General features: G+C 64.5%; 7 protein-coding genes. 3 read left to right on the top strand and 4 right to left on the bottom strand.

The window, feature by feature from the left end; all coding sequences use genetic code 11:
- Window positions 1-33: 33 nt before the first annotated feature.
- The 3 genes from MUN23_RS19390 to MUN23_RS19400 are packed head-to-tail and all read right to left on the bottom strand — an operon-like array spanning window position 34 to window position 6,804.
- Window positions 34-3,177, bottom strand: a complete 3,144-nt coding sequence (locus tag MUN23_RS19390) for an efflux RND transporter permease subunit (protein WP_256468653.1) — start codon at window positions 3,175-3,177, stop codon at window positions 34-36.
- A gap of 1 nt (window position 3,178) precedes the next feature.
- Window positions 3,179-3,634, bottom strand: coding sequence for a hypothetical protein (locus MUN23_RS19395; protein ID WP_248760494.1), 456 nt, complete (start codon window positions 3,632-3,634; stop codon window positions 3,179-3,181).
- Entirely contained in the window at window positions 3,631-6,804 is a 3,174-nt protein-coding gene (locus MUN23_RS19400) for an efflux RND transporter permease subunit (protein WP_248760495.1), read from the bottom strand. Before MUN23_RS19400 ends, MUN23_RS19395 begins: the two co-directional genes overlap by 4 nt.
- Window positions 6,805-7,407: 603 nt before the next feature.
- On the opposite strand from MUN23_RS19400, the gene leuS reads away from it, so the two are divergent.
- The gene (gene leuS, locus MUN23_RS19405) at window positions 7,408-9,939 is read left to right on the top strand and encodes a leucine--tRNA ligase (RefSeq protein ID WP_248760497.1); all 2,532 of its coding nucleotides are present in this window, start codon (window positions 7,408-7,410) and stop codon (window positions 9,937-9,939) included.
- Window positions 9,940-9,996: 57 nt separating this feature from the next.
- Entirely contained in the window at window positions 9,997-11,022 is a 1,026-nt protein-coding gene (locus MUN23_RS19410; RefSeq protein ID WP_248760498.1) for a DegV family protein, read from the top strand.
- Between the two features lie 84 nt (window positions 11,023-11,106).
- On the opposite strand, the gene MUN23_RS19415 is transcribed toward MUN23_RS19410, so the two are convergent.
- Window positions 11,107-11,529 (bottom strand): nuclear transport factor 2 family protein, encoded by a 423-nt coding sequence (locus tag MUN23_RS19415; RefSeq protein WP_248760500.1) that lies wholly within the window; start codon window positions 11,527-11,529, stop codon window positions 11,107-11,109.
- Between the two features lie 204 nt (window positions 11,530-11,733).
- Between MUN23_RS19415 and MUN23_RS19420 the strand changes: the two genes are divergently transcribed.
- Window positions 11,734-12,621, top strand: coding sequence for a ComEA family DNA-binding protein (locus MUN23_RS19420; protein ID WP_248760501.1), 888 nt, complete (start codon window positions 11,734-11,736; stop codon window positions 12,619-12,621).

The following is a 12,621-nucleotide window of genomic DNA, read 5'->3' on the forward strand; positions in this document are numbered from 1 at the left end:
TTCGCCTTCCTTTCTTACTCGTGGCGGATCCAGCTAAACCGAAGGCGCGGGTTCGAGCTCATGTGCCCGATGCCGGTGGGCGCGGCCACCTTTGGCGAATCGCAGGTACAGCGATGGGACGATGAACAGGTTGACCAGCGTCGATGTGACGAGGCCGCCCAGGATCACCACTGCCATGGGATGCTCGATCTCGTGGCCGGGGATGTTCCCCATCACCACCAGCGGTACCAGAGCCAAAGCCGTGGCCAGCGTGGTCATGAGGATCGGCGACAAGCGCTCTGCAGCCCCCCGAAGCACCAGCGCAGGTCCGAAGGGCATCCCCTCAAACTGCTCCAGGTGCTGGCAGTGGTTGATGAGCAGGATGCCATTTCGTGCCGCGATCCCCATGAGCGTCAGGAAGCCCACCAGCGAACCGAGGGACAGGATTCCGCCGCTGAGGTGGGCGGCGATAACCCCGCCCACGAGCGCCACCGGCAGGGTCAGGATGGCCAGGGTGGCCAGCCGCCAACTCTTGAAGGCAGCCTGCAGGAGAAGGAAGACGACGATGACCGCGCCAATGGAGTAGAGCAGCAGCCGTTGGGCTGCGGCCTGCCGTTCGGCGTATTCGCCGAGGACAACCGCGCTGTAGCCGACCGGGAACTGAACAGATTCCATATCGGTCTTGAGCTTCTCCACGACCTTCGCCAGATCACCTTCCTTAACGTTGGCACTGACATCGATGCGCCTGGATCCCTCCGAACGCTCAATGACGTTGGGCGTGGGCTTGACCGAAATCGTGGCGACATCAGCCATCCGGATCTTGACTCCGCTCGGCGTATCGAGGGGAAGGTTCTCAATGTTCGTGACACTCGTCCGGGCCTCCGGCGGGCTCCACACCTGGACGTCGTAGGCCTTCCCGTCCCGGTAAATGTCGCCTACCTCTTCACCGGCAACGAAGGTCGCCGCGGCACGCCGCACATCGCCCGGCTTCAGCCCGTAGCGGTTCGCCGCGTCCATGTTCACTTCCACATCGATCTGCGGAATGTTGGCCTGGAGGGCAACCTTCGCGCCGATGGCTCCGTCAATGCCGCCCAGAATGGTTTTGATCTTGTCAGCCTCCTGGCGCAGCGTCGCAAGGTCGTCCCCGTACACACGGACGACGACGGCGTAACCGGTTCCGGTGAGTACCTCGCGAATGCGTTCCTTGAGATACGTCTGCACGTCCCGTTGGATTCCGGGATACCCGTCCACGACCGCCGCCACTGCTGCCAGGGTTTGGTCATAGTCGACCCCGGGGTCGACGCTGATCCAGTTCTCACCGAAGTAGACGCCCACCACCTCATCGGCGTTGAATGCCTGTCCGGTGTGGGACCCGCAGTTGTTCACTCCGGGGATGGTCATGAGTTCCTTGCAGGCCAGCTGGCTGACGCGGACTTCCTCGGCGTTGGACGTGCCGGGCTGCGTGAGCCAGTGCATCAGGAAATCACGCTCCTTGAAGGACGGGAGCAACGATTGGCCCAGCAGCGGCGCCGCTACGATGCCGATGACGCCCACGGCTGCCAGGGTCAGGTAGCCGGGGACAGGACGGCGGACAATGGGCCGGAGCGCGTTGGCATACCAACGCTTCAGGACCCTGACCACGGGCGGATCCCGGTCCTCCAGCTTGGCATTTCGCAGGACGATGTACGCCATTGCCGGCGTGACCGTCAGCGCCACGAGCATGGATGCGACCACCGCGAGGGTGTAGGACGTGGCCAGCGGACGGAAGAACGCCCCGGTCAGCCCGTCCAGGAAGAAGATCGGAACCGTGGCGGCGACGATAATCAGCGTGGCGTACACAATAGGACCGCGGACCTCAAGCGATGCGTTGACCACTACCCTGGCGGTGCTTCCGGTGGCGCCACTGGCCCGGTGGTGCCGGAGCCGTCTGACAATATTCTCGACGTCGATGATGGCATCGTCCACCACCACTCCGACGGCAATCACCAACCCCGCAAGCACCATGGTATTGATCGTGCCGCCGGTCCAATACAACACGAGGGCCGCCGCCACCAGCGACAACGGGATGGCCAGAACGCTGACCAATGCCGTCCGCCACTGGAAGAGGAAGACACTCAACACCAGGATGACCAGCAGACATCCGAGCAGCAGGGCTACGCCCAGGTTGTCGAGGGATTCCTCAATGAAGGTTGCCGGTCGGAAGATGGCCGTGTCCACAGCGATTCCGGTCAGGCCGGGCTCGAGTTGTTTCATGGCCTCTTCCACCCCCTTTGTCACTTCGAGGGTGTTGCCCCAAGGCAGTTTTTCCACGATCAGCATCAGACCCGGTCCGCCGTTAATGACGGCGTCACCGATCAGCTGCTGGTGGTCCTCCACCACATTGGCCACGTCGCCCAGCTGGAGCGGGGGCTGTCCCTCACGATCCTCCAGTGCCACCTTCGCGAGGTCCGCAGGTGTGGTGATGGGCTGGACGTGCCTGATCCCAATTGTCTGGCTGGGTGTGTTCAGGGAACCTCCGGTGCCGATCACGGCACCGGAGGAATACTGGAGCAGGCCGGCGTCGAGGGCATTGGCGGTGGTGCTCATGACGGTTTCCAGGCTGACCTTGTTTGCGGCCAGCTTGGCCGGGTCAGCCTGGACCTGAAGCATCTGGAGACGTTCGCCCCAGATTGCCACGTTTGCCACGCCGGGAACGCGGAGCAGATGGGCCCTGATGTTCCAGTAGGAGATCATTGACATCTCGATCAGGGACCGGGTGTCCGAGGACAGCCCGATCTTCATGACCCGGCTGGTGGAGGACAGGGGCTGCAGCATGACCGGCGGCGCCGCCCAGGTGGGCAGCGTCGGAATGACCGTCGCCATCCGCTCGGACACCAGCTGTCGGGCGGTGAGCAGATCCGTGCCGTTCTCGAATTCCATCACAATCGAGGACAGCTGCGGTACCGACTTGGACCGCATGTGGTGGAGGCCGTCGATGCCGTTGAAGGCTTCTTCCATGGGAACCGAAACAAGTTCTTCCACCTCAGCGGCGGTAAGTCCCAGGCAGGCTGTCTGGACCTCCACTTTCGGCGGCGCGAATTCAGGGAACACGTCCACCGAGGCACTGCTGAGCTGGGCGCCGCCCACCATCATCAGCGCCGCCGCCATCGCAATGATGATCGATCTGAACCTTAGGCTTGCCGCGACTATCCGGCGCATGTCATTTGCCCGTAACGAACTCTGCGCCGAACAACTCAGCCGCGGCTACTGTCACCACAGGCGTTCCAGCAGCTGGGCCGACACTGGCTGTGACCGCGCCCGCTTCGATTTTGGTCACCGTGACGGACTGGCGCTCGTACACCCGTGGCTCGGCGTTGATGTAGACCCAGGTCTTCCCCTGCGCGTCGTACAGCAGCGCTGCGTAGGGGAACAGGACGCCTGCGCCCCCCGGACCCGGCTTGACCGTATCAGTGAGCAGCTCCAGCCGTTCAATGGCCCGCTGGCTCAGCGTGATGCGTGCTATGCCGGTGGTGGCATTCTTTTCCACCTTGGCAGCCGCTTCAGATGCGGTTTCTGCCATGGCTGAGGGTTGAGCACAGGCGGGCAGTGAAAACAGCAGTGCTGCGCAGGCAGCGGCCGCCACTGGCAGGCGCCGCAGGGTCCTTTTGCTGGTCATGATACTTCCACCTTTTCCGGCATAACAGGGGTGACTGGAACTTCCGATTCGTAGACCTCTGACCACTCTTCCGGCTCGGTGCGGGGACCGAACCAGAGTGTGAGCAGCGGGAGCACAAAGAGCCCCACGAGCGTTGTGGTCACGAGCCCGCCGGCTATGATCAGCAGCATGGGCACGATCAGGGTCTGGCCTACCGCGCCGCCGAGGAAGGCGGGCGGTATCAGCACGAGGAACGTAATGAGGGCGGATTTCAGGATCGGCGATATCCGTTCCCGGGCCGCCGTCATGACCAGGTCAGTGCGTGACATCTGTCCGGACTCCCGCCAGAGTTCGTCAACACGCGCGGACAGGAGCGCCGCATTACGTGCAGCGATGGCCACCACGGCCGCAAACGCCGTCAGCGACAGCCAGGACAGGGACTCCGCCCCGATCCATGCGGCGACCGCTGCTCCCGCCAGCGCCGCCGGCAGTGCCAGGAAGACGGCGAGGGCAAGCTTCCAGCTCCGCACTGCAGTCTGAAGCAGAAGCAGCACAGCCAGGATGGCCGCGATTCCGAGTCCATGAACCAGGGTGTCTGCGGCCTGCATCTGGCTGTATTTCGTGGGGATCTCGGCGTGGTGTTCGAGCGGGAACTGGATCTGCTTGACAGCCGCTTCGATGTCCCGCTGGATATCTGCCAGCGGGCGTCCGCTGACGTCAGCCACGACGTCGATCCGCCGCGAGGTGGCATCGTGCTGGATAACAACTTCGCTGGGGACCATGCGAACGTCGGCGACCTGGCCCAGTTGGACGTGGCCGCCATTAGGAGCGTCAAGGAGCAGCTCACGGATGCTGGTCAGGTCATCCCGGACGCCAACCGCGCCGCGGACAACCACTTCGAACACCTTCTGCTCCTCAAAGAGGTTCCCGACGACGATGCCCTGCATCAGCGTCGCAGCGGCGCGCCTCGCGTCACCGGGCTTGATGCCGAACTTTTGGGCAGCCTCGAGATTGACCTGGACCTCTACGATCGCGGTCATGGCAGCAGCGTCGATCGTCGGGTTGTTCACACCGTCAATCTTCTGGAGGGCCTGGCGGACCTCTTCTGCCTTTTCACGGAGCACCGGCATTTCCGTTCCGTAGACGCGGACCGCGAATCCCGGCTCCAGGCTGGAGCGCATGTCGCCGACGGTCTGTTGCGAGTAGTTCAGCACGTTGTGCGCGATGCCCGGGTAGCCCTGGACCACGTCCCGCACCGCCCGCTCCGTTTCGCTGAAGTTCGCGTCCCGTGCGATCGACACCCACAGCTCAGCAGAGCTGTTGCCAACCACCTGATCCGCCGAGATGGCGCGTCCCACGTGACCGCCGACGCCCGAAACCCCCGGGAGGGCCCTGAGTTCATCGGAGGCCAGGGCAGCGATCCGCCGGACTTCGTCATTGGACGTCCCGGCCATGGTGTCCCACTGCACCAACAGGGTCCGGTCGGGCATGGTGGGAACGAGCGGCCGGTTTCCTGCCAGTTGCGAGCCGGCGGCGACGCCAAGGATCCCCACGACCACGATGGCCACAATCGCCAGTGGCTTCCGGGAGTTGACCCCGCCCAGTGCGCGGTCGTAGTACGCCTTCCCCCGTCCGACGGCGGGAAGTTCCCGGTCGGTCGCGGGTTTGGACGGAAGGAGGAAATACGCCAGTACCGGTGTGACGGACAAGCCTACGATCAGGGCGGCTGTCAGCGTCAGCGCCAACGACCAGAAAAGCGGCGAAAGAAACGAGCCGCCTACTCCGGTCACGAAGAGGGTCGGAACGAGGACAACCACCATCATCAGCGATGCGTGGAACAGCGGTGTGCGGACCCCGCGGACGATGTAGCTGCTGCGCGACCTCGGGGTAGCCTCGGCGTCCGTCGCCTCGCTGACGGCGCGCTGTCGTCGGTGGGCCTGGACGTCTTCCACGATGTCGCCCACGATCACGGACGTGCCGAGCAGAATTCCCATCAGGACGGTGATGTTAAGTGTTGCGTTTTGGGCGAACAGCACCACCGCCGCTGTCGTGACGGTAGTGGAGATGGCCACGAGTGCGATCACGGCGACCCGCCAGGACCGGAACAGCAGCCAAAACAGGGCTACCGCAATCAGCAGGCTGATCAGGAGCGCCAGGCCGAGGCTGTTGACGGAGTCCTGAACACCGGTCGCAGGCCTGAAGACAGAAGTATCGATCTGGACGCCCGTGAGGCCCGGCTCCATGTCCTTAAGGGCCGCCTCAACACTACGGGTGACCTCCAGGGCGCTGATGCCGGGGAACTTCTCGATCACCAGCATCAGGCCGGCGTCCGCCCCAACGGCGTCACCGATCAGCGGCTGGTGGTCTTCCTTGACCTGGGCAATGTCGCCCAGGAGCAACTGCGGGTCCGTGTCCTCCACGCTGACCTTGGCCAGGTCGGCCGGCGTGCGGATGGGAAGGACGTGCTGGATGCCAAGGCGCTGGTTGGGCGACTCCACGAAACCGCCGGTCCCGGGCGTCGAAGCCTCGAGGAAGCTCAACGGCGAAACCCAGACGGCGTTGCCCGTGGTCTTAATTAGCTGCTCAAGGGTAATGCCTTTGTCGCGGAGCTGCGTCGGAGTGACCTCAACCTGCAGCTGCTGTTCGCGCTGGCCCCAGATGGACACGTTCGCCACGCCCGGGATACCGATCAGCCGCGGCTTGATTTTCCATCTGGCCAGGACCGACATCTCAATGCCGGAGAGCTCCTTGGAGTTCATCCTGACCATCAGAACGCGGCTGGTGGATGACATGGGCTGCATGATCAGCGGCGGCGATGAGACGTTTGGCAGCGCGTGCGCCTGCGTCATTCTTTCCGCGACCAACTGGCGTGCGCGCAGGAGGTCCGTGCCGGGCTCGAAGACCAGTTCGATGGACGACAGCCCCGGGACGGATTTCGAGCGGATCTCGTCCAGCCAGGCGACCCCGTTGAGGAGGTCTGCCTCCATCGGTGCGGTGATGAGCTGTTCAACTTCAACAGCGGAGAGCCCTAGGGCCTCAGTTTGGATCTCTACCTGTGCGGGGGCGAACTCAGGCATGGTGTCCACGGCCATATGTGGAACGTTCACGACGCCAAAAGTTATAAGGCCCGCAGCGAGGGCGAGGACCAAGATTCGGAACTGCATGCTGAACCGGGTAACCCAGCCAAACATGGTCAGTCCCTCGCTAGTTCTTCGCAGGGGTGATGGACGGAATTTTCAGCCCATCACATCGTTGTGCTGGACATTGACGCCAAGAATACATGTCAGGCTCCTCGACCTGAGACCGTCTAGTTTCCCCACAGACTTGACAATACTGTGGCCCGATTGCGCCGCTTTGGCAAGGGTGGAATCTACCCCCCTTGAGCCACCCTGGTACAGGGTTCTCTTTGGCGAAGAGACCGGGGCTACCTAATGGGCCCGTCGGCACTGTCCACTTCGACGGTGCCGGCACTGACCACGAGGATCTCGCCGGTCTGGAACTGGAGAAATCCTCGGGGCACTCGACCACCCGCACTTGCCCATGGCCCGGCCCGGACTGGCGCGTTCCCTTAGCCTGGGCCTGCCCACCTGCAGTGGGTAGGCTAAAGTAGTCCTATGCGTGCGATCCTTCTGCTTAGCTAGCCGCCCGGTGTCCGGAAACAACCGGATTGCCGTGCGGCTGCCCCTCCATGGAGAGGGGCTTTTGTGTGTCCGGGCATGTTTCCGGGCCGGCAGCAGAGGGGATCAGACCGTTGTGGCAGCACCGATGCCACAACAGAACAGAAGAGGGCAGCAGTGAGCGTTCAGCCGGAGACAGAGACCGGAACAGCAGCAGTGGCGGCGGAAACACCCGAAGAGGGTGCCTACAGCTTCGCGGCGATGGAGGCCAAGTGGCCGCAGGTGTGGGAAGACCTTAAGGTTTTCACACCTGTGGATGATGGTTCCCGCGAACGCCGCTACGTGCTGGACATGTTCCCGTACCCCTCGGGTGACCTGCACATGGGCCACGCCGAGGCTTTTGCCATGGGCGATGTTGTGGCCCGGTACCTGCGGCAAAAGGGCTTCGACGTCCTGCACCCGATCGGCTGGGACTCCTTCGGCCTGCCGGCGGAAAACGCCGCCATCAAGCGCAATGCCCACCCGAGCGAGTGGACCTACGCCAACATCGACACCCAGGCGGCGTCGTTCAAGCGTTACGCGATCTCCGCGGACTGGTCCCGGCGCGTCCACACCTCGGACCCCGAGTACTACCGCTGGACCCAGTGGCTGTTCAAGCGCTTCTACGAGAAGGGCCTCGCGTACCGCAAGGATTCCCCGGTCAACTGGTGCCCCAAGGACCAGACCGTCCTGGCCAACGAACAGGTGGTCAACGGTGCCTGCGAACGCTGCGGAACGCCCGTTACCAAGAAGTCCCTGAACCAGTGGTACTTCAAGATCACCGAGTACGCTGACCGCCTGCTCGATGACATGGACGAGCTGCGCGGCCACTGGCCCGAGCGCGTGCTGGCGATGCAGAAGAACTGGATCGGCCGCTCCGAAGGTGCCCACGTCAACTTTGTGATCGAAGCCGACGGCGGCAAGCCCGCCAAGGACGTCACCGTCTTCACCACCCGCCCGGACACCCTGTACGGTGCCACGTTCTTTGTTGTGGCCGCCGACGCGCCGATCGCCGTCGAAGTCGTCACCGAAGAGCACGCCGCGGCCCTGGACGCCTACCGCGAACAGGTCAAGGCGCTGACCGAAATCGAACGACAGTCCACCGAACGCGAAAAGACCGGTGTCTTCACCGGCCGCTACGCCGTCAACCCGCTGAACGGCGAAAAACTGCCGGTCTGGGCCGCTGACTACGTCCTGGCGGACTACGGCACCGGGGCCATCATGGCCGTCCCGGCGCACGATCAGCGCGACCTCGACTTCGCCAAGACGTTCGACCTGCCAGTCCGCGCCGTGCTGGATACCGGTGAAGAGGACCCCACCGTTTCCGGCAAGGCCACCGCGGGCGAAGGCACACTCATCAACTCGGGCGTCCTCGATGGTCTGCCGAAGGCGGAGGCCATCCCGGCCGCTATCGGGATCCTGGAAAAGCAGGGCACCGGAGAGAAGTTCGTCAACTTCCGCCTGCGCGACTGGCTGCTGAGCCGCCAGCGCTTCTGGGGCACGCCCATCCCCATCATCCACTGCCCTGCCTGTGGCGAGGTTCCCGTCCCGGACGAGCAGCTGCCCGTCCGGCTGCCGGCGGACCTGCGCGGCGAGGACCTGTCCCCGAAGGGCACCTCACCGCTGGCCGCCGCCGAGGCATGGGTCAACGTTGAGTGCCCCAACTGCCACGGGCCGGCCAAGCGCGATACCGACACCATGGACACGTTTGTGGATTCGTCCTGGTACTTCCTGCGGTTCGTCTCACCGCAGTACACCGAAGGCCCGTTCGATCCGGCGAAGATCAACGAGTGGATGCCCGTGGGCCAGTATGTGGGCGGCGTCGAGCACGCCATCCTGCACCTGCTGTACGCCCGCTTCTTTACCAAGGTCATTCACGACCTCGGCATGATCGAAGCTGACGAACCGTTCAGTGCGCTCCTGAACCAGGGCCAGGTCCTCAACGGGGGTAAGGCCATGAGCAAGTCGCTGGGCAACGGCGTTGACCTCAGCGAGCAGCTGGACAAGTTCGGCGTGGACGCTGTGCGCCTGACCATGATCTTCGCCTCCCCGCCGGAGGACGACGTCGACTGGGCGGACGTATCGCCGTCGGGCTCCGCAAAGTTCCTGGCCCGCGCCTGGCGCCTGGCCCAGGACGTCACCAGCGAGCCTGGCGCCGATGTGACCGCCGGTGACCGTGCACTGCGCTCCGTCACGCACCGCACCATCGCTGACGCCGCCGCACTGCTGGACACCAACAAGTTCAACGTGGTGGTGGCCAAGCTGATGGAGCTGGTCAACGCGACTCGCAAGACCATAGATGCGGCTGCCGGCGCCGGCGGGGCCGATCCCGCCGTCCGTGAAGCGGCGGAAGCCGTTGCCGTCATCCTGAGCCTCTTCGCGCCCTACACCGCGGAAGACATGTGGAACGTGCTGGGTCACCCGGCGTCCGTAGCGAACGCCGGCTGGCCGGTGCACGACGAAGAACTGCTGGTCCAGGACACTGTCACCGCGGTAGTCCAGGTCCAGGGCAAGGTCCGTGACCGCCTCGAAGTCTCGCCGGGGATCGGCGAGGACGAACTGCGGGAACTGGCGCTGGCCAGCGAAAACGTCCAGCGCGCGCTCGACGGCCGCGGCATCCGCACGGTGATCGTGCGAGCGCCTAAACTGGTCAACATCGTCCCGGCCTAGTCCGGGGCACCGGCCGCCGGGCCCAACCGGCGGCCGGCCCTAAACCAGGAGGCACCCTTGCCCGACCGTGACGCCGCTGCGTGGCTCTGGCTCCGGGAGCGTTTGGCTGCCCTCCGACCCGCGGCGCGCCAGGGCACGCCACTGACCGCAGCCCCTGCGGCGCCTGCCGTCGTCGTCCGTAGCGCGGTGGTGACCGATTCTGCCTCAGCTCTGCCGGCCGACTGGGTGCATGCCCGTGCAGGTGACGGACGCCTGACCGTCATCCCGATGCCTGTTATGGTGGGCGCGGAAATCTACGGTGAGGGCGAAGACGAGATCACCGAAACCATTGCACTGGCACTCGCCAGTGGAACGTCGGTCAAGACGTCCCGTCCGTCACCCGGACAGTTTGAACAGGTCTTCCTGGCCGCCGAACGCCTGGGTTACGAAAGCGTGGTCTCCATCCACATTTCCGGTGGCTTGTCCGGGACCGCGGATGCGGCCCGGCTGGCGGCCAGCCGCGTGACCATCCCCGTGGTAATCCTCGACTCCGGCACTGTGGGCATGGCCCTGGGCATGGGTGTGCAGGCCGCGGTGGCAGCAGCCGCCGAAGGGCGTGATGCCACAGCAGTAGCCGCCGCGGCGGCGGAGCAGTTCGCGCGAACCAAGGTCTATTTCTACGTGCCCAGCCTGGAACAGCTCCGCCGGGGCGGGCGGATCGGCGCGGCCGCGTCGCTGCTGGGGACCATGTTCGCCATCAAACCTATCCTTGCCGTCGACGACGGAAAGATCGTGCCGCTGGAAAAGGTCAGATCGGCTGCAAAAGCTGTTGCCCGGCTCGAGGAGCTGGCCGCAGCGGACGCCGCGTCGCGCCCTCGCGGCCAGGCCCGCCTCGCCGTCCACCACTTCGGGAATCCGGCTGAGGCAGAAGCTTTGGCAGCCAGGCTGTCCGCGGACCTGCCAAGCTGTCCGCCGGCCCAGATCAGCTCTTTGCCCGCCGTCCTGGCAGCCCACGCGGGACTTGGTGTGCTCGCGGTGATCGTGGGGGAGAGCGGCCCGCCTGCGCGGAACTCGGAGCCGGAGCTCCCCGTGGTTTCCACATAGGGTTTCCACCTACGCGCTGCCGGGCCTGAGATTGGTGGGATGCTTTCCTGCCAGGGTGCGTTCGGATCGTGTGGTTCCCGGGCATCATTTTCGTAAGACGGCGTCGGGGGGCTGCGGTGTGGTGATCGGGTCTGCATGCCGGTGCACGAGTGCCCAGGTGTCGCCTTCGAGGCGATAGATGCTCGTAACCCGTAGCTCAAATGCCGATATTTTGTCGGCTCCTCCCACCTTGGCCTGCCAGTGTTCTATGTCCAGGAAGCAGGCGAGATCGGTAGTGACGTGCTTGGTGAGGGCATCAAAAGCCGTGACGCGTCCATTTTTGAATCGCCCCGCCGCTGAGTCGAGGGCCTCTGATACTCGCTCCCAGCCAACCACCGGAGGGCCCCAGGGATTAGCAAGGGACACATCTCGGCTGTGGGAGAAAATGGCCTTGGCGGGTTCCGGATTGCCTTTAGCAAACTGATTTACCGCTTGATGAAACTGGTCGATGACCTCGTCAAGCTGCATTGGTCCTGCCTTCTGACTCATAGGGGCATCTAAGCTAAGCGAATCCTAGCGGCTCCATGCCCAGCCCGTCACCGGCCTCCTGAATCTTCCAAACGGGCGGTGGCTGCCCATGAGCAGGAGCTCCCCGCAGTTTCCGCATAGCGGTTTCCACATAGGGCAGGCCCGGCCTGTCACCGGCGGCGTTGTATCCCTAGCGTTGGGAGCATGTCACGCCGGGACGCTGGAGCAGTACGCCAGGGGGCCCGGCATGCCCGGGACCGGCTGCGGTCCACGCTGGGAGTCGGCGCGGGGCTTCTGCTGACCGACGGTGAAAAAGTCTTTGAGTACGACGGCGGTACTCACCTGTCCGGTGACGACGCCGTTTCGGGGGCTGCTGATGAGTCCGCTGCCGCTACAGGCAGGACAGGACCGGCGCTGAGATGGCGGGTGGGCCCGCGGGTCGCCCTGCTCATCGCCGCAGTCGCGGTGCTGGGCGGCGCCTGGTTCTGGTCACAGGTTGCCGCCGGTCAGCCCGAAGTCATGCCACTGATTGACATCTCTGCCCAGGGCGGCTTGAGCGCGGGGGAAGAAACCCAAAGCCAGGAGCCCCACGGGGCCGGGCCACCTGTACTGCCCGCGGAAAGTCCACCGGCCGGCACGGTCATTATCCATGTGGCCGGGGCCATCGCTGTGCCGGGGATTGTTCAGCTGCCAGCTGGCAGCCGGGTTCACGAAGCAGTCACCGCGGCAGGCGGAGGCACGCCCACAGCAGACCTGAACCGCCTCAACCTTGCTGCCGTGCTGGCGGACGGTCAGAAGCTCTACGTTCCCCAGGCCGGCGAAGAAAACCCCGCCGGTTCGTCCGGCCCACCCGGGGGACCGGGGGAGGAGACTGGCGGCGGTGGGACCGCGTCACAAGGAGGAAAGGTCAACCTCAACACAGCAGGCGTCGAAGAACTGGACGCCCTGCCGAAGGTTGGGCCCGTGCTGGCGCAGCGGATCGTGGACTGGCGCAAGGAACACGGCCCGTTTACATCGATCGAGGAGCTCGACGCCGTGGACGGCGTGGGTCCAAAGATGCTCGAGACACTCCTTCCCCTGGTAGGCGTCTGA

The organism is Pseudarthrobacter sp. SSS035, from assembly GCF_023273875.1.
Classification (GTDB): domain Bacteria; phylum Actinomycetota; class Actinomycetes; order Actinomycetales; family Micrococcaceae; genus Arthrobacter.